The sequence below is a fragment of the Pseudomonas sp. LP_7_YM genome (assembly GCF_004364435.1).
Taxonomy (GTDB): domain Bacteria; phylum Pseudomonadota; class Gammaproteobacteria; order Pseudomonadales; family Pseudomonadaceae; genus Aquipseudomonas.
Genome location: NZ_SOCT01000008.1, coordinates 62232 through 84009, shown reverse-complemented (window position 1 = coordinate 84009; position 21778 = coordinate 62232). Strand labels below are relative to the sequence as shown.

At 59.1% G+C, this 21778-nt stretch carries 21 protein-coding genes; 9 read left to right on the top strand and 12 right to left on the bottom strand.

Annotated elements, in window-relative coordinates; all coding sequences use genetic code 11:
- Window positions 1-180: 180 nt before the first annotated feature.
- Genes EC915_RS18355 through lnt form a run of 4 tightly spaced genes read left to right on the top strand, consistent with a single transcriptional unit; the run spans window position 181 to window position 4072 of the window.
- Window positions 181-1185 carry a PhoH family protein gene (locus EC915_RS18355; protein ID WP_133751943.1) on the top strand — a complete coding sequence of 335 codons (1005 nt, stop codon included), beginning with the start codon at window positions 181-183 and terminating at the stop codon, window positions 1183-1185.
- Entirely contained in the window at window positions 1178-1678 is a 501-nt protein-coding gene (ybeY, locus tag EC915_RS18350) for an rRNA maturation RNase YbeY (RefSeq protein WP_133752018.1), read from the top strand. The genes EC915_RS18355 and ybeY overlap by 8 nt, the downstream gene beginning before the upstream one ends.
- Window positions 1679-1683: 5 nt before the next feature.
- Window positions 1684-2526 carry an HlyC/CorC family transporter gene (locus EC915_RS18345; RefSeq protein WP_133751942.1) on the top strand — a complete coding sequence of 281 codons (843 nt, stop codon included), beginning with the start codon at window positions 1684-1686 and terminating at the stop codon, window positions 2524-2526.
- 25 nt (window positions 2527-2551) lie between these two features.
- A complete protein-coding gene (lnt, locus tag EC915_RS18340; RefSeq protein WP_133751941.1) occupies window positions 2552-4072 on the top strand; it encodes an apolipoprotein N-acyltransferase in 1521 nt (506 codons plus the stop codon).
- A 72-nt stretch (window positions 4073-4144) separates the two neighbouring features.
- On the opposite strand, the gene EC915_RS18335 is transcribed toward lnt, so the two are convergent.
- Both EC915_RS18335 and EC915_RS18330 read right to left on the bottom strand, forming a co-directional pair.
- The gene (locus EC915_RS18335; RefSeq protein WP_133751940.1) at window positions 4145-4906 is read right to left on the bottom strand and encodes a YdcF family protein; all 762 of its coding nucleotides are present in this window, start codon (window positions 4904-4906) and stop codon (window positions 4145-4147) included.
- An 84-nt stretch (window positions 4907-4990) separates the two neighbouring features.
- Window positions 4991-5374: a hypothetical protein gene (locus tag EC915_RS18330; RefSeq protein WP_133751939.1), complete on the bottom strand. Its 384-nt coding sequence runs from the start codon at window positions 5372-5374 to the stop codon at window positions 4991-4993.
- A gap of 301 nt (window positions 5375-5675) precedes the next feature.
- On the opposite strand from EC915_RS18330, the gene leuS reads away from it, so the two are divergent.
- The 5 genes from leuS to EC915_RS18305 all read left to right on the top strand — a co-directional run bounded on the left by leuS (window position 5676) and on the right by EC915_RS18305 (window position 12092).
- Window positions 5676-8297, top strand: a complete 2622-nt coding sequence (gene leuS / locus EC915_RS18325; protein ID WP_133751938.1) for a leucine--tRNA ligase — start codon at window positions 5676-5678, stop codon at window positions 8295-8297.
- Between the two features lie 88 nt (window positions 8298-8385).
- The gene (gene lptE, locus EC915_RS18320; RefSeq protein WP_133751937.1) at window positions 8386-8991 is read left to right on the top strand and encodes an LPS assembly lipoprotein LptE; all 606 of its coding nucleotides are present in this window, start codon (window positions 8386-8388) and stop codon (window positions 8989-8991) included.
- A gap of 42 nt (window positions 8992-9033) precedes the next feature.
- Window positions 9034-10071 carry a DNA polymerase III subunit delta gene (gene holA, locus EC915_RS18315; RefSeq protein WP_133751936.1) on the top strand — a complete coding sequence of 346 codons (1038 nt, stop codon included), beginning with the start codon at window positions 9034-9036 and terminating at the stop codon, window positions 10069-10071.
- Between the two features lie 251 nt (window positions 10072-10322).
- Window positions 10323-10481 carry an alternative ribosome rescue factor ArfA gene (arfA, locus tag EC915_RS18310; RefSeq protein ID WP_133751935.1) on the top strand — a complete coding sequence of 53 codons (159 nt, stop codon included), beginning with the start codon at window positions 10323-10325 and terminating at the stop codon, window positions 10479-10481.
- A 285-nt stretch (window positions 10482-10766) separates the two neighbouring features.
- A complete protein-coding gene (locus EC915_RS18305; protein WP_133751934.1) occupies window positions 10767-12092 on the top strand; it encodes a lytic murein transglycosylase in 1326 nt (441 codons plus the stop codon).
- Window positions 12093-12288: 196 nt separating this feature from the next.
- Here EC915_RS18305 and lipA read toward each other — a convergent pair whose 3' ends face one another.
- The 10 genes from lipA to rsfS all read right to left on the bottom strand — a co-directional run bounded on the left by lipA (window position 12289) and on the right by rsfS (window position 21756).
- Entirely contained in the window at window positions 12289-13287 is a 999-nt protein-coding gene (gene lipA / locus EC915_RS18300) for a lipoyl synthase (RefSeq protein WP_372237925.1), read from the bottom strand.
- A gap of 43 nt (window positions 13288-13330) precedes the next feature.
- A complete protein-coding gene (gene lipB, locus EC915_RS18295; RefSeq protein WP_133751932.1) occupies window positions 13331-13978 on the bottom strand; it encodes a lipoyl(octanoyl) transferase LipB in 648 nt (215 codons plus the stop codon).
- The gene (locus tag EC915_RS18290) at window positions 13978-14253 is read right to left on the bottom strand and encodes a DUF493 domain-containing protein (RefSeq protein ID WP_133751931.1); all 276 of its coding nucleotides are present in this window, start codon (window positions 14251-14253) and stop codon (window positions 13978-13980) included. Before EC915_RS18290 ends, lipB begins: the two co-directional genes overlap by 1 nt.
- A 99-nt stretch (window positions 14254-14352) precedes the next feature.
- Window positions 14353-15513, bottom strand: coding sequence for a D-alanyl-D-alanine carboxypeptidase family protein (locus tag EC915_RS18285; RefSeq protein ID WP_133751930.1), 1161 nt, complete (start codon window positions 15511-15513; stop codon window positions 14353-14355).
- Between the two features lie 207 nt (window positions 15514-15720).
- The gene (locus tag EC915_RS18280) at window positions 15721-16761 is read right to left on the bottom strand and encodes a septal ring lytic transglycosylase RlpA family protein (RefSeq protein ID WP_133751929.1); all 1041 of its coding nucleotides are present in this window, start codon (window positions 16759-16761) and stop codon (window positions 15721-15723) included.
- On the bottom strand, window positions 16761-17771 hold the full coding sequence (gene mltB / locus EC915_RS18275; protein ID WP_133751928.1) for a lytic murein transglycosylase B: 1011 nt from the start codon (window positions 17769-17771) through the stop codon (window positions 16761-16763). The genes EC915_RS18280 and mltB overlap by 1 nt, the downstream gene beginning before the upstream one ends.
- Window positions 17772-17788: 17 nt before the next feature.
- Window positions 17789-18892, bottom strand: coding sequence for a rod shape-determining protein RodA (gene rodA / locus EC915_RS18270; protein ID WP_062384967.1), 1104 nt, complete (start codon window positions 18890-18892; stop codon window positions 17789-17791).
- Between the two features lie 31 nt (window positions 18893-18923).
- Window positions 18924-20822, bottom strand: a complete 1899-nt coding sequence (gene mrdA / locus EC915_RS18265; RefSeq protein WP_133751927.1) for a penicillin-binding protein 2 — start codon at window positions 20820-20822, stop codon at window positions 18924-18926.
- Between the two features lie 31 nt (window positions 20823-20853).
- Window positions 20854-21321, bottom strand: coding sequence for a 23S rRNA (pseudouridine(1915)-N(3))-methyltransferase RlmH (rlmH, locus tag EC915_RS18260; protein WP_133751926.1), 468 nt, complete (start codon window positions 21319-21321; stop codon window positions 20854-20856).
- Window positions 21322-21330: 9 nt separating this feature from the next.
- Window positions 21331-21756, bottom strand: a complete 426-nt coding sequence (gene rsfS / locus EC915_RS18255) for a ribosome silencing factor (protein ID WP_133751925.1) — start codon at window positions 21754-21756, stop codon at window positions 21331-21333.
- Between the last annotated feature and the right edge of the window lie 22 nt (window positions 21757-21778).

The window sequence follows — 21778 nt, the reverse complement described above, 5'->3', positions numbered from 1 at the left end:
CTGCCGGACTTAACGGCGTTTCGCGAATGAATTCGCCCCCACAGGGCTGATCTGTCCGGCGCGGCACCCCAGGCCAAACCTGTCACCACCCAACCATTAGTAAGTGAGCCCTTTCGGACACTGCCCACAGGGGTTATCCTTCGTTTCACATTCACTGCCGTCGGGCGGCTAAAAACCACTTTGAACGCACCTATCGAACCACATCGCTTCAGCCTTGAACCTATCGAGGCACATCGCTTCGCCAATCTGTGCGGCCAGTTCGACGAGCACTTGCGCTTGATCGAACAACGTCTGGACATCGTGATCCGCAATCGCGGAGGACAGTTCGAGATGATTGGTGATTCCAAACACACCACTTCGGCCGAAAACCTGTTGCGTCGGCTGTATCGGGAAACCAAAAGTACCGAGCTGTCACCGGACATGGTCCATCTGTTTCTGCAGGAATCCGGCGTCCAAGAGCTGGACAACCACCCCGCAGCCGAAGTCGGCGTAGCCCTGCGTACCAAAAAAGGCATGATTCGCCCGCGTGGCTTGAATCAGCAACGGTACGTGAAGGAAATCCTCGCCAACGATATCAACTTCGGCATTGGCCCTGCCGGTACCGGCAAGACCTACCTTGCCGTGGCAGCCGCTGTCGACGCGCTTGAGCGCGAGCAGATCCGTCGCATTCTGCTGGTTCGTCCTGCCGTTGAAGCAGGCGAAAAACTCGGCTTCCTGCCCGGCGATCTGTCGCAGAAGATCGACCCATACCTGCGTCCGCTCTACGACGCTCTGTACGAGATGCTGGGCTTTGAATACGTGGCCAAGCTGATCGAAAAACAGGTCATCGAAGTTGCGCCGCTGGCTTATATGCGCGGCCGTACGCTTAATAACAGCTTCATCATTCTCGACGAGAGCCAGAACACCACCGTCGAGCAGATGAAGATGTTCCTGACCCGTATCGGCTTCGGTTCCACCGCCGTGATCACCGGTGACATCACCCAGATCGACCTGCCGAAAGGCACAAAATCCGGGTTGAACCACGTCATCGAAGTGCTCAAGGACGTGCCGGGCATCAGCTTTACCCACTTCAAGCCCAAGGACGTCGTGCGCCATCCGCTGGTGCAGCGCATCGTCGAAGCCTACGAGCGCTTCGAAGAACGCAATGATCAGAGCGGGTCACGGGACACCCGCCGCGATGCTTGAGCTGGATCTGCAAACGGCCACTCAAGCCAGCGCCCCAAGCGAAGCCCAATTCCGCCTTTGGTGCGAAATGGGCCTGCGCCAGCGCTCGGCGGATTCAGAGATGACCATTCGGCTGGTCGACGAAGCCGAAGGCCGGGAACTGAACCACACCTGGCGTCACAAAGACTACGCCACGAACGTGCTGTCGTTTCCAGCGGACGTGCCTGATGAGTTCCTCGATATCCCGCTGCTGGGCGATCTGGTGATCTGCGTTCCTGTCGTCGCCCGCGAGGCCGCCGAACAGGGTAAGGCACTGGACGCACACTGGGCGCATCTGGTGATTCATGGCTGTCTACATTTGTTGGGCTACGATCACATCGACGATGATGAAGCCCGGGAGATGGAAGCGCTGGAACAAGAGTTGCTTTCAGAGTTGGGCTATCCCGATCCCTACGCCGACGACGAGCTCGTCGGCACACCACCTACAGAAACACCCGGCAAGGACCACGAGTAAGGGCTATGAGCGAAGACCGATCGAGCAACGGGCAAAAGTCATGGTTGGGCAAACTGACCCAGGCATTTGCCCATGAGCCGAAAAACCGTCAGGAGCTGCTGGAGCTGCTGCGCGAAGCCCATCAGAACAAACTGCTGGACAGCGAAGCGCTGGCCATTGTCGAGGGCGCCATTCAGGTCGCAGACCTGCAGGTGCGCGACATCATGGTGCCGCGTTCGCAAATGATCAGCATCAAGGCCAGCCAGAGCCCACGTGAGTTTCTACCTGCGGTGATTGATTCCGCACACTCGCGCTATCCAGTCATCGGTGAAAGCCACGACGATGTGCTCGGCGTACTGCTGGCCAAAGACTTGCTGCCGCTGATTCTCAAGGACGACGGCGGTGCCGCCGACGTCAAGAATCTGCTGCGCCCGGCGACGTTCGTCCCCGAATCCAAGCGCCTGAACGTGCTGTTGCGTGAATTTCGCGCCAACCACAACCACATGGCCATCGTCATCGACGAATACGGCGGCGTGGCGGGTCTGGTCACCATCGAGGATGTGCTGGAGCAGATCGTCGGCGACATCGAAGACGAACACGACGTCGAGGAAGACAGCTACATCAAACCGCTGCCCAGCGGTGACTTCCTGGTCAAGGCGCTGACGCCGATCGAAAGCTTCAACCAGTTCTTCGACAGCGAATTCTCCGATGATGAATTCGACACCGTAGGCGGTCTGGTGATGAATGCATTCGGGCATCTGCCCAAGCGTAATGAAATCACTGAAATCGGCGCGTATCGTTTCCGCATCCTGAACGCCGACAGCCGTCGTATTCACCTGTTGCGCCTGAGTCCGATCTCCCGCTCGTAACATTGTTTTGTCATAAGGAATATCAATGCGCTGGATCACCCGCCCCGGCTGGCCCGGTAACCTGCTGGCTGTGGTGGCTGGCGCGCTGATCACCCTGGCCCTGGCGCCGTTCGATATCTGGCCACTGGCGATTGTTGCGCTGGTGCTCTTCTATCTTGGCCTGCGTGACCTGAAACCTCGCCAGGCCCTGTGGCGCGGCTGGTGCTACGGCTTCGGGCTGTTCGGCGGTGGCACCAGCTGGATCTACGTCAGTATTCACACCTACGGTGAAGCGCCAGTCTGGCTGGCGGGCTTCCTGATGGTGCTGTTCTGCGCCTCGGTTGCCTTCTTCTTTGCCCTCCCTGCCTGGATCTGGGCACGCTGGATCCGCCGCAACGAAGCGCCGCTGGCCGATGCCATGGCATTCGCAGCGCTTTGGTTCGCTCAGGAAATGTTTCGCGGCTGGTTCCTTACCGGCTTTCCCTGGCTTTATTCCGGTTACAGCCAGCTCGACGGCCCACTCAAAGGCCTGGCGCCTCTGGGCGGCATGTGGTTGATCTCGTTCAGTTTGGCGCTGACTGCCGCGCTGCTGTGCAACCTGCCTCGTCTGCGTGTACGTAAAAGCTTTATGGCAGTGGGTATCGTGCTGTTACTGGCGCCGTGGGTAGTCGGGCTGACGCTCAAAAGTCACCCCTGGACGGAGCCATCCGGCGCTCCCTTGAAAGTCGCCGCCATGCAGGGCAACGTCGAGCAAAGCATGAAGTGGGACCCGGCCGCACTGAATGCGCAATTGGCCCTGTACCGCGACATGACTTTCACCTCGCAAAAGGCTGACCTGATCATCTGGCCCGAGACCGCCGTTCCGGTACTCAAGGACTCCGTTGATGGTTACCTTTCGATGATGGGCAAATTCGCCGCCGATCGTGATTCGGCGCTGATTACCGGTGTTCCTCTACGGCAGAAAGGCGGGCGCGGTGAAAACCGTTACTACAACGCCATTACCGTGACCGGCGAAGGCGATGGCACCTATCTGAAACAGAAGCTGGTGCCTTTCGGTGAGTACGTGCCTTTGCAGGACCTGCTGCGCGGCGTGATTTCCTTCTTCGATTTGCCAATGTCGGACTTCGCGCGTGGCCCGGCCGAACAGCCATTGCTGCAAGCCAAGGGTTACCAGATCGCGCCGTTCATTTGTTACGAAGTGGTGTACCCGGAGTTCGCCGCCGAGCTGTCGTCGCAAAGCGATTTGCTGCTGACAGTCAGCAACGACACGTGGTTTGGCACCTCCATCGGCCCCCTGCAGCACCTGCAAATGGCACAGATGCGCGCACTGGAAGCGGGGCGCTGGATGATTCGCGCGACCAACAACGGTGTCAGTGCGCTGATCGATCCGTTCGGCAAGATCACCACCACCGTGCCGCAGTTCGAACGCGCGGTGATGTATGGCGAAGTCACGCCCATGCAAAAGCTCACGCCGTATCTGCACTGGCGCTCGTGGCCGCTGATCATTTTGTCGGTGCTGTTGATCGGCTGGGCGCTGTTGGCAAGCCGAATTGCGAAGACGGTTTGACGCAACATCTTGCCAGGTAAAACCGACCTGTAATGACCGTTCCCACGCTCAGTGTGGGAACGATCAGTGGGTTCACCGATAAAACACCCGATACCCCAACCACCCCGCCGCTTCGTTCAACAGCTGGCCCATTTGCCAGACGGCTTTGGACTCAGGCATCCAGCCACCGAAGGGTCTGGCGTTGTCCACGCTCAAAAACCCGACAGGCGCAGCCACGACGCTGAAACCGGCTTGCTCGAAACTCCACACTGAGCGCGGCATGTGCCACGCCTGAGTCACCACGACCACGCGCTTGATGCCCGACGGCAGCAAAATCGCAGCGCTCATCGTGGCGTTTTCCCACGTGGTACGGCTCTGCCCTTCCTGCCAGCGCACCGTTACACCGAAGTCGTCGCGCAGGGATGCGGCCATGATCGCCGCTTCGCTGGGGGGCTCGCCGTAATGCAGCCCACCCGTGACGAGGACAGGAAGCCCGGAGGCCTTGGACAGACGCGCCGCATAGCGCATGCGTTCAAGCGCAACACCGGTGGGAATATCGGTTCCCCAGCTTGGATCATTGCGCTCGCGTCCGGAACCCAACACCACGATGGCATCGGCCCGCTGCGCTAACGTCGACCATTCGCTCTGAGACAGCGGCGGGATCCTTTCGATCCCCTTCGCCGACCATTGCACCGCCACTGGCAGGCTCATCAGCCACATCCCGCCCAGCCCGATCACAAACAGCGCACGCGCCAGACGCGGCCTGGTATTGCGCACCAACCAGGCAGTCAGCAGAAGCAGCAGCAAGAGGCCGGGTGGCAAAAGCAGGTTTTTGATGAAGTAGCGAAAAGGCATCGGGCATCTCCAGAGATGCCGAAGCCTAAAAGGATTGACGCTAAGCAACAATGCTTAATCAGACGGGCTCAGGGCCCGTAGTCGTTACTGCTTGAAATGTTTGCTGGAACTGTAGCGACTCAGCTTTGCTGATACCTCGGCGCGACGCTGATCCCTCAACCAGATGACATTGGGCGAAGAGTGCGAAGCGCGGACCGGCTCCGAAGACTCTCGTACGCCGCTGGAATTCCGTTTCCTCGTGCCTGGCGAATCCATCGCCACGACGTTTTCGCTCGCATCGCTTCTGTCCAGATACGCCTCGATGATCTGAAATTCGGCGTGACTCAACCCACGCAGTTCCAGTTCGACAGGATGTTCATTACGAAGCCGGACTGACGTTTTCGCCATGTCCAGGGCAAGCCCTAGACGCTCGATCAAACGGTCATACAGATCAGCTTGCTTGTTTATAGGGTGCGCCAGCTCTGTCATCCGTTCACCTCACTGAAGATAAAGACATACCCTCGCCCAAGAGCTTAGCGGCACTGCGAAAAGCGGCGCGATGCCGCGACCAACGGCCAATGGAGGGCGACGAGCGCCCGAACCATGCAATCAGGGTTTCCCTAGTAACTCGGCGCTCATGTATGCTACGGCGCTTCCTGTAATTCCACTTCCGCTCAACCGGGCTCGCACCCGTCGCGCTGCCAAAGGCATCATCTGACAAGCGATGGCCATCAGGTCCGGCACCGCAGCGAAGAGGTCAAGGGTCACCAATCTCTAGTAAAAAGTAGCCATGCACGAACTCTATCAGCCCCGCGAAATCGAAGCCGCCGCCCAGACCTTCTGGGAAGAGCAAAAGTCTTTTGAAGTCAGTGAACAGCCAGGCAAGGACACCTTCTATTGCCTGTCGATGTTCCCTTACCCCAGCGGCAAGCTACACATGGGTCACGTGCGCAACTACACCATCGGTGACGTAATCGCCCGCTATCAGCGCATGCAGGGCAAAAATGTCCTGCAGCCGATGGGGTGGGACGCGTTCGGCATGCCGGCGGAAAACGCCGCGATGAAAAACAATGTCGCGCCCGCCAAATGGACCTACGAAAACATCGCCTACATGAAGACCCAGCTCAAGAGCCTGGGCCTGGCCATCGACTGGTCGCGTGAAGTCACCACCTGCAAGCCGGATTACTATCGCTGGGAACAATGGCTGTTTACTCGCCTGTTCGAAAAGGGCGTGATCTACCGCAAGAACGGCACCGTGAACTGGGACCCGGTTGACCAGACCGTTCTGGCAAACGAACAGGTGATCGACGGCCGTGGCTGGCGTTCGGGCGCGTTGATCGAAAAGCGTGAAATCCCGATGTATTACTTCAAGATCACGGCCTATGCCGATGAGCTGCTGGAGAGCCTCGACGCGTTGCCGGGCTGGCCTGAACAGGTCAAGACCATGCAGCGCAACTGGATCGGTAAATCCCGCGGCATGGAAGTGCAATTCCCGTACGATCAGGCCTCGATCGGCGAAGCCGGTGCTCTGAAAGTTTTCACCACCCGCCCGGATACACTGATGGGCGCTACTTATGTAGCCGTTGCCGCCGAGCACCCGCTGGCCTCTCTCGCCCTTAAAAGCATGCCTGCGGATAAAGCGGCTGAGCTGCAAGCCTTCATCGATGAATGCAAAAGCGGGAGCGTCGCCGAAGCCGACGTTGCCACCCAGGAAAAGAAAGGCCTGCCGACCCCGCTGTTCGTCGAGCACCCACTGACCGGCGAAAACCTGCCGGTGTGGGTCGCCAACTACGTGCTCATGCACTACGGCGACGGCGCCGTGATGGCCGTACCGGCCCACGACGAGCGCGATTTCGAATTCGCGACCAAATACAACCTGCCGGTCAAGGCAGTAGTGCGCACCAGCGCGGGCAATGAAACGCCAGCGCCTTGGCAGGATGCATACAACGAACACGGTCAGTTGATCAATTCCGGTGAGTTCGACGGCCTGAACTTCGCTGGAGCCTTCGACGCTATCGAAGCCGCCCTGATCAAGAAAGAACTCGGCAAGTCGCGCACCCAGTTCCGTCTGCGTGACTGGGGCATCAGCCGTCAACGCTACTGGGGTTGCCCGATCCCGATCATCCACTGTGATGCTTGCGGCGACGTGCCGGTCCCTGAAGACCAGTTGCCCGTCAAGCTGCCGGAAGACGTAGTGCCGGACGGTGCTGGTTCGCCACTGGCGCGCATGCCCGAATTCTACGAGTGCAACTGCCCGAAATGCGGCGCGCCAGCCAAGCGCGAAACCGACACCATGGACACTTTCGTAGAGTCCTCGTGGTACTTCGCCCGCTATGCCTCGCCTCATTACGAAGGCGGGATGGTCGACCCGAAGGCTGCTAACCACTGGCTGCCGGTTGATCAATACATCGGCGGTATCGAGCACGCGATCCTGCACCTGCTCTACGCACGCTTCTTCCACAAACTGATGCGCGATGAAGGCCTGGTCAGCTCCAACGAGCCGTTCAAGAACCTGCTGACTCAAGGGATGGTGGTCGCGGAGACCTTCTATCGCCTGGAAGCCAACGGCAGCAAGAGCTGGTTCAACCCGGCCGATGTCGAGTTCGAGCGTGACAGCAAGGCCAAGATCATTGGCGCCAAGCTGATTGCCGACGGTCTCCCGGTGGAAATCGGCGGCATCGAGAAAATGGCCAAGTCGAAGAACAATGGTGTCGATCCGCAATCAATGATCGACCAGTACGGTGCCGACACCTGCCGTCTGTTTATGATGTTCGCTTCGCCGCCTGACATGAGCCTGGAATGGTCCGACTCCGGCGTAGAAGGCTCGCACCGTTTCCTCAAGCGCGTATGGCGTCTGGCTCAGGCTCACGTCAGCGCGGGCTTGCCGGGTGCGCTGGACAAGCCCACGCTGAACGATGAGCACAAAGCCGTACGTCGTGCCATTCACCTGGCGATCAGGCAAGCCGGTCAGGACGTCGGGCAGCATCACAAATTCAACACCGCCATCGCTCAGGTGATGACGCTGATGAACGTGCTGGAAAAAGCACCGCAAGCCTCGGAGCAAGACCGCGCCTTATTGCAGGAGGGTCTGGAAACCGTCGCCTTGCTGTTGGCGCCCATCACCCCGCACATCAGCCATGAGCTGTGGAATGTCCTGGGCCATGTAGACCCGGTCATCGACGCTGGCTGGCCCGTGGTCGATGAGTCGGCACTGGTACAAGACACGCTGCAGCTGGTGATACAGGTCAACGGCAAGCTGCGCGGCCAGATCGAAATGCCTGCCAGCGCCAGCCGCGAAGATGTCGAGGCCGCTGCCCGCACCAACGAAAACGTTCTGCGCTTCATCGACGGCCTGACGATCCGCAAGGTCATCGTGGTGCCCGGCAAACTGGTGAATATCGTTGCCAGCTGAATGGACCAGGCGCCTGGCACTGCCGGGCGCTGAACACACTTCCAGATCCCGCACTTCGGGCTCAAACGGATTCAAGGGGAACAACAAGATGATCAAACGCAATCTGCTGGTAATGGGCCTCGCGGTGTTGCTGAGCGCCTGCGGTTTCCAGCTGCGCGGCACCGGAACCAACGCCTTGTCGATCAAGGAGCTGGACCTCAGCGCACGTGATGCTTACGGCGAAGTTGTCACCCAGCTGCGTCAGACCTTGAGTAACAGCGGTGTTCATGTCTACACCGGCGCTCAGTACAAGCTGTTCCTGGCCCGCGAAGATGAAACCCAGCGTACTGCCAGCTATGCAGGCTCCGGCCGTTCGGCTGAGTATGAGCTGACTAACGTCATGCAGTACGAGATTCACGGTACCAAGAACGTCCTGCTCCTGAGCGACAACGTGCAATCGACCAAAACCTTCGTGCACGACGGCAACAACCTGATCGGTTCCGATCAGGAAGCCGACCAGATCCGCAAGGAAATGCGCAGCGATCTGGTGCAGAAGATGATCGCCCGCCTGCAACAGCTGAGCCCGGAACGTCTGGACGAGCTGCAAGCCAAGGCTGATGCCGCTGCCCGCGCGCAAGCCGACGCAGAAGCTGCCGCTCAGCGTATTCGTGACGAGACGCCACAACAGTCTCCGATCGAAATCCCCTCCAAGTGATGGCATCGGGGCCGGTTCGCCGGCCCCGATCATTTCTGATCGATGAAACTCGCCCCCGCCCAGCTTTCCAAACATCTTCAGGGTGCACTGTCGCCTGTCTACATTGTCAGCGGCGATGATCCGCTGCAATGCCAGGAAGCCTGTGACGCCATTCGGGCTGCAGCCCGGCAGCAAGGTTTCGATGAGCGTCAGGTGTTCAGTGCCGACGCCAGTTTTGACTGGGGTACGCTGCTGCAGGCCGGTGCCAGCATGTCCTTGTTTGCCGAACGGCGCCTGCTGGAATTGCGCCTGCCCTCAGGCAAGCCGGGCGATAAAGGCGCTGCCGCTCTGCTCGAATACTGCAACCGTCCTGCCGAAGACACCCTGCTACTGATCAGCCTGCCCAAGCTTGATGGCTCCGCGCAGAAAACCAAGTGGGGCAAAGCCCTGGTCGAAGGTGCGCAGACCCAATTCGTGCAGATCTGGCCGGTGGACGCCAGCCAACTGCCGCAGTGGATACGTCAGCGCCTGGCGCAAGCGGGCCTGGCCGCGAGCCCTGATGCGATAGAACTGATCGCCGCGCGCGTAGAGGGCAACCTGCTCGCCGCGGCTCAGGAAATCGAAAAGCTCAAGCTGATGGCCGAGCAGGGTCAGATCACGGTGGAAACCGTGCAGGCCGCGGTGGCCGACAGTGCGCGTTTCGACGTGTTCGGCCTGACCGATGCCATCCTCAACGGCGAAGCATCACACGCCCTGCGCATCCTCGAAGGCCTGCGCGGCGAAGGTGTCGAGCCTCCAGTGATTCTCTGGGCGCTGTCGAGGGAATTGCGCGTGCTCGCAAACCTGGCGCTGCAATACAGCCAGGGGGTGCCGCTGGACAAGGCGTTCAGTCAGGCCCGCCCGCCCATCTGGGACAAGCGCAAGCCCCTGATGAGCAAAGCCCTGCAACGGCACTCTGCTAGCCGCTGGGGTCAGCTGTTGATGGACGCCCAACACATCGACGCGCAAATCAAAGGCCAGGCCGAAGGTTCTGCGTGGAGCAGCCTGAGCCGGCTGTCGCTATTAATGGCCGGACAGCGGCTGGGCTTGCCGTCGGAATAAATTACATATCCAAGTTGGACAAACCGTGGGGCTGCCGCTCGGAAACACGGTTTCCGTGAAAGCGAATTCACCGCGAAGGGGCCGCTCAGCTGAGGTCTCCATTGCCTGGCATGTGCTCGCGAATGAATTCGCCCATGCAGATAGACCTGATAGGTCGCGACTAACCCGCCATAGCACAGATCAATTAGACCCCCGCCGGAATCTGTCCGATCATCTGCGCGGTTTCACCATTCATCACGGGGAGCACCACCATGAGCAAAGCCAAAAAACGGCCAAACATGGCCAAATCCATCGTCGCCCAGCCATTGTTCCGCAGCCGTCAGGAACAACCTACCAAGGGCAAAGGCAGCTACCGCCGCGAAGCCTTCCAGTCGAGAGATTGGGAGGCTTCTTCCGTTATGGCGGCTTGATTCCTAAATTACGGAATAGCCACCGCTGATCGCCTGGAACGAATCTAAACGTGGCTTCATCACTTAAAGTGGCAGGAAGCGTTAGGGAAATAATAGGTATGGCTATGCCGGTCAGAGCGTAGAACCTCTGCTGATCCGACCGCGAACTGCTCAATCCTGCATTTGCCGGGGGACAGACAACGTTTCTTGGTCAACGAAAACACTTCAGGTTACTGACCGGCGCCCCGTCCGCTGGGTCGACATGTTAAGGTCTGCACCTTACGGTTTATCCCTGTGGACCCCAGAATGCCCCATAGCTTTCCTCGTCGCTGGCATGTCCGCCAGATGATCGCCGCCTCCAGCCTCTTCGTGCTGGTCGCGTGTGCGGAGCAACCCACCGCCGCCGTCGCCACCCCTCTTCAAGCCGCTTCTCTGGTTGCGAAAACCGCACCCTCCACTGCGGTGGCTCAGCCGGATGACGCCAATTTCGAAATTCAGCCTGCGATGACCTTTGCTGAATGGCAGTCCATGTTTCGCGCCCAGGCATTGAGCGCAGGCATTCGTTCCGATGTGTTCGATAAGGCTTTTGCAGGCGTCACGCCAGACATGAGCGTGGTCAAGGCTGACCGAAGCCAGCCCGAGTTTTCTCGTCCCGTCTGGGAGTACCTCGACAGCGCGATATCTGCCGTGCGGGTGCGCAAGGGCCAGGCATTGCTGGCGCAATATGCCGACACGCTGACTCAGATCGAACAGCGCTACGGCGTTGATCGTCAGGCGTTGGTTGCCGTGTGGGGCATGGAGAGCAGCTTTGGCCAGTTTCAGGGTACGCAATCGGTCATCCGCTCTCTGGCGACGCTGGCGTATGAAGGACGCCGGCCGCAATTCGCTCAGGAGCAATTGATCGCCGCATTGCAAATCATCCAGCATGGCGATATCGATGCACCGAGCATGTTGGGCTCGTGGGCCGGAGCCATGGGTCAGACCCAATTCATTCCCACCACTTACAACACTCATGCTGTCGACTTCGACGGCGACGGGCGCCGCGATATCTGGAACTCGCCAGTCGATGCTCTGGCTTCAACCGCGCATTACTTGCAAAGCTCTGGGTGGCAGAAAGGTCAGCCTTGGGGCTTTGAAGTACAACTACGCCAAGGTTTTGATTACGCCCTGGCTGACGCCTCAACGCGCAAGACCGTCGCTGAATGGCAACAACTAGGCCTGACATTACCTAATGGCTCAGCGCTCCCGGCCAATGAAATGCAACAGCAGGCAGCGTTGTTGCTGCCAGCGGGCTACAAAGGCCCGGCGTTTCTTGTGCTGGATAACTTCCGCGCGATTCTGAAGTACAACAACTCGTCTTCTTATGCACTGGGAATTGGCCTGTTGTCCGAGCGTTTCTCTGGCGGCGGCTCCGTGCTTGGCCAATGGCCACGCGGCGACCGCCCTCTGAGCCGCTCCGAGCGCATCGAGTTGCAAACCCTGCTCTCGGCACGCCAGTACGACGCCGGCGCCCCGGACGGCATTATCGGTGCCAACACGCGCAAGGCCATCCGCAATGCTCAACAGTCGTTGGGCTGGCCCGCAGACGGCTATCCGACACAGGAGTTGCTGGAGAGTCTGCGCAAGCCGTAGTGGCGCCTGTGTGCATGGGGCTTGGTCGTGTTCGCCAGCAAGCCGGCCCCTACAGGTTCTACGTCAGCCAGACTTTAGGCGTCAGCAAACAAAAAATGGGCCGGATAGTGATATCCGGCCCATTTTTGTCTGATCATTCCCACGCTCCGCGTGGTGACACAGCCCCGCACGCCTTGCGTCCAGAGCCGATAACCCATCAACCCGCAGTCAACAACGACTTCACGAGCTTGGCCTGTTCGTCGGCGTGATAAGAGGAACGAACCAGAGGCCCCGAGGCGACGTTCTTGAAGCCCATCTTGTAACCTTCCTCGGCGAACCAGGCGAAGATGTCCGGGTGCACGAAACGCTGAACCGGCAAGTGACTGCGGGAGGGTTGCAGGTACTGGCCCAGGGTCAGCATGTCGATGTTGTGCTCGCGCATGCGCTGCATCACTTCAATGACCTCGTCGTCGGTTTCACCCAGACCCAGCATAAGGCCGGATTTGGTTGGCACGTGAGGGACCATTTCCTTGAAGCGTTGCAGCAACGTCAGCGACCACTGGTAATCTGAACCCGGACGCGCGGCCTTGTACAGGCGCGGCACCGTTTCCAGGTTGTGGTTGAACACGTCCGGTGGCGTGGCGGCAGTGATTTCGAGGGCGATGTCCATGCGGCCCCGGTAGTCCGGCACCAGCGTTTCCAGTTGCACATTAGGCGACAGCAAACGGATCTCGCGGATGCAGTCGGCAAAATGCTGGGCACCACCGTCACGCAGGTCGTCGCGGTCAACCGACGTGATCACCACATACTTGAGTTTAAGGTCAGCGATGGCAACGGCCAGATTCTTCGGCTCGTCTACGTCAAGCGCTTTTGGACGACCATGACCGACATCGCAGAACGGGCAGCGGCGGGTGCAAATGTCGCCCATGATCATGAAGGTAGCGGTGCCGCCGGAGAAGCACTCACCCAGGTTCGGGCAAGAGGCCTCTTCGCAAACGCTGTGCAGCTTGTGCTTACGCAACAGCGCCTTGATACGGTCGACTTCGGGCGAGACCGGGATGCGGACGCGAATCCAGTCCGGCTTTTTCGGCAGTTCAACCGTGGGAATGATCTTCACCGGGATGCGTGCAACTTTTTCAGCGCCGCGCAGCTTTACGCCAGCTTCTACTTTCGGACGTGACGCACGTTCAGGGGTGCTCTCGTTCACTGTCGGGATCAGGGTTTGCACGGCGTCTGCCGCCTCATGCGCAGTAGTCATATCAGTCGATTCCGCCCGTTAGGGTCGTCTGCTCAGCATAGTCGAGGTGTTTGACGAGCTGCGCACGCAGCCGGGCACTAACCTCGGCAAATTCAATCGGGCCTGCCTGTTCACGCAGCTGGGTCATTGCCAGCCCCGCATACCCGCAGGGATTAATCCGTTTAAACGGGTCCAGATCCATGTCGACGTTCAATGCCAATCCATGAAACGAACGACCGTTGCGGATACGAAGGCCCAACGAAGCGATCTTCGCCCCGTCGACATAGACCCCCGGCGCATCGGGTTTGGCAGCGGCCGCTACACCATAACTGGCCAGCAACTCGATCAGGCCAAGCTCGATCCGGGTCACCAGTTCGCGCACGCCAAAGCCCAGGCGACGCACATCCAGCAGCAGGTAAGCCACCAGTTGGCCTGGGCCATGATAAGTCACTTGCCCACCGCGATCGACCTGTACGACCGGAATATCACCAGGAAGTAGAAGATGTTCGGGTTTACCGGACTGGCCCTGAGTAAAAATCGGAGGATGCTGGACCAGCCATACTTCGTCCGGCGTGTCGCGGCCGCGACCGTCGGTGAAGCGTTGCATGGACTGCCAGGTGGGCTCGTAATCGATCAAGCCAAGATCGCGAAAGCCCAGACGCTCGCCCATCACAACACCATGTGCACTTTGCCCGTGGCGCGTAGCTCGCTGTTGATGTCGTAAAGCTGGTCTTGACCGGTGGCGACGATATGCAGCTGCAAGGTGGTGTATTTGCCGTTGCTGCTTTGGCGCTCGGCCTGTTTTTCGTGCAGGATCGTCGCATGTTTCTTGACGATCTCAATCACAGTGTCTGTAAAGCCCACGCCGGTATCGCCGATGATCTTGATCGGATAGTCGGCACATGGGAATTCGATTTTTGGCGCTTTAACGTCGGAATCTGTCATGGCAGTAACGGCCTCGTAAGCCGGAAAACGGACAGTCCCCCGCCGCGATGAACGGCAGGGGGCGTAAGGAGCAACAGTCAGTCAGTGATCAAGAAGTGATCAGTTGAACAGGCTGTAGAAGAACATGCGAACGCTGTCCCACAGGCGGCGGAAGATACCACCTTCGTCAACGGCGTCCATCGCAATGAGATTAGCAGTGCGCACGACTTTGTCTTCCAGCTTGACCTCGACCTGACCGATCACGTCGCCCTTGGCGATGGGTGCGACCAGTTTCGGGTTGATGGTCATGCTGGCGGTGAGCTTCTTGATCTCGCCTTTTGGCATGGTCATGGACAGATCGTCAGCCAGACCGGCCTTGACCAGACGCTCGGTGCCTTTCCAGACGGGTGCCTGGGCCAGCTCAGTGCCTTTCTGGTAGAAGGTCTGGGTTTCGAAGAAACGGAAACCGTAGGTCAGCAGCTTCTGCGTCTCGGCAGCACGAGCCTGCTCGCTATTGGTACCGAATACCACGGCGATCAGACGCATGCCGTCACGAACGGCCGAGGACACCATGCAGTAACCCGCTTCCTCGGTGTGACCGGTTTTCAGACCGTCAACGGTCTTATCACGCCACAGCAGCAGGTTGCGGTTCGGTTGCTTGATGCCGTTCCAGAAGAACTCTTTCTGCGAGTAAATCGCATAGTGCGCCGGATCTTCGTGGATGATCGCCCGAGCCAGCAGTGCCATGTCGTGCGCTGTTGCGTAGTGATCCGGGTTTGGCAGACCAGTCGGGTTCATGAAGTGGCTGTTGACCATTCCCAGATCGCCAGCCGTCTTGTTCATCATGTCGGCGAACGCGTCTTCGCTACCGGCGATGTGCTCGGAGAGCGCAACACTGGCGTCGTTACCCGACTGAATGATGATGCCGTGCAGCAGATCGCTGACGGTCACCTGACTGCCGACCTTGATGAACATCCGCGAGCCGCCGGTGCGCCAGGCGTTTTCACTGACGGTCACCGGATCGTTTTCGCCGATCTGGCCACGACGAATTTCCAGCGTGGCGATGTAAGCGGTCATCAGCTTGGTCAGACTGGCCGGGGGCAGGCGCTGGTCACCGTTGTTTTCGACCAGAACGTTGCCACTGTTGGCATCCATCAGCACGTAAGCCTTGGCAGCCAATTGCGGTGGCGATGGCGTCATCTGTTCTGCCGCGAACGCGGCAGGCGCGACGAATAGCGGGATAAGCAGGCAAAGGCGTTTTGCAAAGGTGGTGATGTTCATCCGTCTCTCGAAAATGCTAATGGGCAAACATGCCCTCGCGGGCAAAGCGGTAGTGCCAGGCTGCCCTGGCGAACGGGATGACATTGTACAGATGCCCCCGCGAAAAGCTGCTGACAACGCTTGCTCTGGGGCAAGTCGTCTGCCAGGCAACTTCGATTCGACCTCACTGACGAAGTTCGAACCCTTGATTTCGGTACTGACCGGGCGCTACTGGTCCGATGTGACGACGCTCGGCGAACCCAGATTGGCCGACCTTACACTGTTCTGCAATTGCTGAGCTTCACCCGGCGTGTCGACCGGCCCCAACCGTACCCGATAAAGCGTCTGTTGATTGCGCGCTATCGAGCTGACGAAAACCGGGGCCCGCACCATCCCGCTCAGCTTGGACCTCAGGAGTTCCGCAGCGTCCGGGTTGGCGAAAGCTCCCACCTGGAGAAACAGCCCAGACGCTTGTCCGGAAACGTTTTTTTTTGCGTCGATCGCGACTGGCGACACCGGCGCGGCATGCTGCTGCGGTGGCGGCGTCCATTGTTCGATCGTGCCTGCCGAGGCAGTAATAACCGGTGCCGGGGCCTGTTGCCGAAGAGGCGGGTTACTGGCCACCTGCGGCTGATCGAGCATCAACGGCGCAGGCTTGCCACGCTGAGCCCAGTATTGCGCAGGGTCGATGCCTTCGACCTTCACTCGCGCAGTACCGATCTCGGCATAACCGAGCTTTTTGGCGGCCGCATAGGACAGGTCGATAATGCGATCGGAGTAAAACGGACCGCGATCGTTGACCCGCAGAATCACCGTGCGGTTATTGTCCAGATTGGTCACACGCACGTAGCTGGGCAATGGCAACGTCTTGTGTGCCGCGCTCATGCCGTACAGGTCATACACCTCGCCGTTGGCGGTGTTCTGCCCATGGAACTTGGTGCCGTACCAGGACGCGGTCCCGGTCTGTGCATACGTGCTGGAATCACTGAGCGGGAAGTAGGTCTTGCCCAGCACCGTGTAAGGATTAGCCTTGTAAGGCCCTGTATGCAGGGTCGGAACGGCATCGGGAATACGCGAGACATCGACATCCCACCACGGCGCACCGTCTTTGTGGGCGCGGTTGATGTCCAGGCCCGGTTGCGCGCGAATGACATTGCCCTGCTGCGCAGTCCGGCCTGTCGGTCGACTGGTGGAGCAACTGACGACCAGCAATGTCAGTGCCACGAAGGCCATCAGTTTCAATGGTTGTTGGATCGGCAATGACCGCATTACTTGACGCCCCGAGCTTGAACAAGCATTTCAGACAGCTGATGCACGGCCATGGCGTACATCACACTGCGGTTGTAACGCGTAATTGCGTAAAAATTTTTCAAACCCATCCAGTACTCAGGGCCAGCGTCGCCTTCCAAACGAAAAGCCGTGACCGGCATATCATCACGCAGCGCATCATGACTCGCCCACCCCAAAGCTCGCAACTCCCCGACGGTCTTCACCGGCTCGATTCCCGGGCTCAGCCCTTCATCGACGTGATCACCGCGCACGCTGGCACGGCTGACCACAGATTCACCCGCCACCCAGCCATGACGCCTGAAATAGCTGGCAACACTGCCGATGGCATCATCAGGGTCATTCCAGATGTTGATGTGGCCGTCGCCGTCAAAATCCACTGCGTAGGCGCGAAAACTGCTTGGCATGAACTGCGGCAAACCCATCGCACCTGCATACGAGCCTTTGAGCGTCAGTGGATCCACCTGCTCTTCGCGAGCCAACAACAGAAACTCGCGCAATTCCTTGCGGAAGAAGTCGGCGCGGGGAGGATAGTCGAAACTAAGCGTCGATAACGCATCGATTACCCGATAATTTCCGGTGTTACGGCCAAAAAATGTTTCAACCCCAATGATCGCCACGATCACCTGTGCGGGTACGCCGTACTCTTGTTCAGCGCGAGCCAACGCCGTTTCGTGCTGCCGCCAGAAGTCCACACCCCGCGCGACACGCGCGTCGGTCAGAAACATCGGACGGTAATCCTTCCACGGTTTGACCCGTTCGGCAGGCCGGGATATCGCATCGAGAATCGACTGCTTGCGCTCCACATTGCGAAAAACCTCTATCAACTGTTCGCCGGCAAACCCGTAATCACGGGTCATGTCGCTGACGAACTGGGCAACCTGAGGAGAGCCTTCATAGTCACCGGCAAGCGACTCCTGCACTGACCCGAGGATGCCCATCAGACCGACCAGCGGCGCATATCGAGCAGCCCAGCCACGCACTACTTGCATTGAATTGTTCACCTTAATCAAACCTGAGCGATCCACTTGCGATGGGTATGGATCGACATCAAAACCCCAAACGCTGACAGCAGCGTAACCAGCGAAGTTCCGCCGTAACTAATGAAGGGCAACGGCACCCCCACGACCGGCAGCAGACCGCTGACCATACCGATGTTGACGAAAACATAAACAAAAAACGTCATGGTCAGGCTGCCCGCAAGCAACTTGCCATAGAGCGTCTGTGCCTGGGCGGTAATGACCAGCCCGCGACCGATCAGCAGTAGATAAATCAGCAGCAGCGCGCAAATGCCCACCAGGCCGAACTCCTCCCCCAGCACCGCGATAATGAAGTCGGTATGGCTTTCAGGCAGAAAGTCCAGGTGCGACTGCGTACCCAGCAGCCAGCCCTTGCCGAAGACGCCGCCGGAACCAATTGCAGCCTTGGATTGGATGATGTTCCACCCGGTGCCCAGCGGATCGCTTTCCGGATCGAGAAAGGTCAGGATCCGCTGCTTCTGGTAGTCATGCATGAAGAAAAACCACATCGCCACTGCAACCGGCACTGCCGCTGCGATTACGCCGATGATCCAGCGCCAGCGCAGGCCCGCCATGAACAGCACGAAGGTGCCGGAAGCAAGAATCAGCAAGGAAGTGCCAAGGTCGGGCTGGCGCACGATCAGAATGAACGGCAGACCGATCAGCCCAAGGCTCACGGCCACGTGTTTCAAATGCGGCGGTAACGTGCGCTTGGACAGGTACCAGGCGATGGTCGCCGGCATGATGATCTTCATAAACTCTGAAGGCTGGAAGCGGATCACGCCCGGTATGTTGATCCAGCGCGTCGCGCCCATGGCGTTGTGGCCCATGACGTCCACCGCCACCAGCAGCAACACGCCGAAGACATAGGCAATCGGCACCCAGCGCGCCATGAAGCGCGGCTCCAGCTGGGCAATGACGAACATCGAGACCAGCCCGATGCCGAACGAGGTGGCCTGCTTGATCAACAGGTCCCAGCTCTTGCCGCTGGCCGAATAAAGAACGAACAGACTGCCGGCGGCCAGTGTCAGCAGCAGGATCAGTAACGGACCGTCGACGTGGATTTTCTGCAGGAAAGTGGCGCGACGGCGCATCACATCTTCACTGGAGAGGATGCGGTCGAAATTACTCTTCACGGGCCGCGGTCTCCGGAGGCTGTGTATTGCTGACGTATTCGGATTTCAGGCGACCCTGCGGGTCAAGCAGCCAGGCATCCATCACCCGACGCACGACAGGCGCCGCCACTCCAGAACCGGACTCGCCGTTCTCGATCATCACCGCAACGACGATCTTCGGGTTGTCAGCGGGTGCGAAGCCCACGAACAAGGCATGGTCTCGGTGACGTTCCTGTATTTTTGAACGGTCATATTTTTCGCCTTGGCGAATAGCGACGACCTGGGCCGTGCCGCTCTTGCCCGCTATGCGGTATTGAGAGCCAATAGCGGCCTTGCGTGCCGTGCCCCGCGCACCGTGCATGACCTGCTGCATGCCGTGGTTGACCTTGGCCCAGTCGGACGGGTCGCGCAGGACAATATCGGGCATGGGGTTTTCATCCATGGGCTTCTGGCCTTCGACAGTCCTGGCCAGATGCGGACGGTTCCATTTGCCCTTGTTCGCCACCAGCGCCGTCGCCTGAGCCAACTGCAGCGGGGTTGCCTGCATATAGCCCTGGCCGATCCCGAGAATCAGTGTTTCACCCGGAAACCAGGCCTGACGGCGGGTGACGCGCTTCCAGTCGCGGGACGGCATCAGCCCTGGCGACTCTTCAAACATGTCCAGCGAGACTTTCTGCCCGATGCCGAATTTGTTCAGGTACGTAGACAGCCGATCGATACCGACCTTGTGCGCCAGATCGTAGAAGTAGGTGTCGTTGGAACGCATGATCGCCGTATCCAGATCCACCCAGCCATCGCCAGTACGGTTCCAGTTGCGGTATTTGTGATCGTAATTGGGCAGCATGTAGTAGCCGGGGTCGAACACCCGTGTACTGGCCGTTACCACCCCGGTATCCAGCCCTGCAATGGCCACCGCCGGCTTGATGGTAGAGCCCGGGGGATAAAGACCTCGCAAGATGCGATTGAACAGCGGGCGGTCGACCGAATCGCGCAATTCCGAGTAAGCCTTGAAGCTGATGCCGGTGACGAACAGGTTCGGATCGAAGCTCGGCTGACTGACCATCGCCAACACCTCACCGTTGTTCGGGTCCAGCGCCACGACCGCGCCACGGCGCCCGGCGAGCGCGGCTTCCGCGGCTTCCTGCAGTTGAATGTCCAGACTCAGGACGATGTCCTTGCCCGGCACCGGGTCGGTTCTTTTCAAAACGCGCAGCACCCGACCGCGGGCATTGGTCTCGACTTCTTCATAACCCACCTGACCATGCAGTTCGGGCTCGTAAAAACGCTCGATGCCGGTCTTGCCCATGTGGTGAGTACCACTGTAGTTGACCGAATCGAGCGTTTTGAGCTCCTTCTCGTTGATGCGGCCCATGTAGCCGACCGAGTGAGCGAAATGCTGCCCCTGTGGATAGTGGCGAACCAGTTGCGCGACCACTTCCACCCCAGGCAGGCGGAACTGGTTGACGGCAATCCGGGCGATCTGCTCCTCAGTCAGCTCGAACAGGATCGGCACCGGTTCGAAGGGGCGGCGCCCCTGTTTCATGCGCTTTTCGAAGATGATCCGGTCATCCGGCGTCAGCTCGAGCACCTGAACGATGGTGTCCAGCACCTGGGCCCAATCGCCGGAACGCTCACGGGTCATGCTCAGGCTGAAACTGGGACGGTTGTCGGCGATCACGACACCGTTGCGGTCAAAGATCAGTCCGCGACTCGGTGGAATCGGCTGCACATGCACCCGATTGTTTTCCGAAAGGGTCGAGTGATAGTCGTACTGGATGACTTGCAGGAAATACAGCCGGGCCACCAGCACGCAAATCAGCACAATGACTGCCACGGCACCGACCACGACCCGGCTGCGCACCAGGCGAGCGTCCTTTTCGTGATCTTTCAGGCGAATCGGCTGAGACATTCAGGGCGTGTTCACAGTGAGGGCAGCGGCGCTACTTGTGATAAGGGTGACCGGACAACACTGTCCAGGCACGATAAATCTGCTCACCGATGAGGATGCGCACCAGCGGATGCGGCAACGTCAACGGTGACAACGACCAGCGCTGCTCGGCACGGGCGCAGACTTCCGGCGCCAGCCCTTCAGGACCGCCCACCATCAGATTGACCGTGCGCGAATCCAGCCGCCAGCGATCGAGTTCCACTGCCAGTTGCTCGGTGCTCCACGGCTTGCCGTGAACCTCGAGCGTGACGATCCGCTCGCTCGGTTGCACCTTCGCCAGCATGGCCTCGCCTTCCTGACGAATCAGTCGCGCCACGTCGGCATTCTTGCCACGGGTGTTGAGCGGAATCTCTATCAGCTCGAGCGCCAGTTCGGACGGCAGGCGCTTGGCGTATTCATGCCAGCCTTCTTCCACCCACTTGGGCATGCGCGAACCGACAGCAATCAGACGCAGACGCACAGTGAGACCTTATTCCTGACCTTTGTTGAGCTTGGTGAAATGCTCATGGGTATTTTCCGGGCTGTGATGCGCAGCGCTGAGCGACCTGCTCTGCTCGGCACCCGCCCACAGGCGCTCCAGGTCGTAGAACTGACGCGCCGAGGCAGTCATCATGTGAACGATGGCAATGTCCAGGTCCAGCAACACCCAGTCACTGTCGCCCTTGCCTTCTTCACCCAACGGCTTGAGGCCGTTTTTCTTCACCTCTTCGCGCACCTTATCGAGCATCGCGTTGATCTGGCGATTCGAGGTGCCCGTGGCAATGATCATGTAATCAGTGATGCTCTGCTTGTCGCGCACGTCCAGGACCTGGATATCCTGGGCCTTCACATCTTCCAGGGCATCGGTGATCACTTTGATCATCGGGTTTTCGATTACTGCATCTTTGCTCGTCATATAAAACTCATTAGCTCTTGTG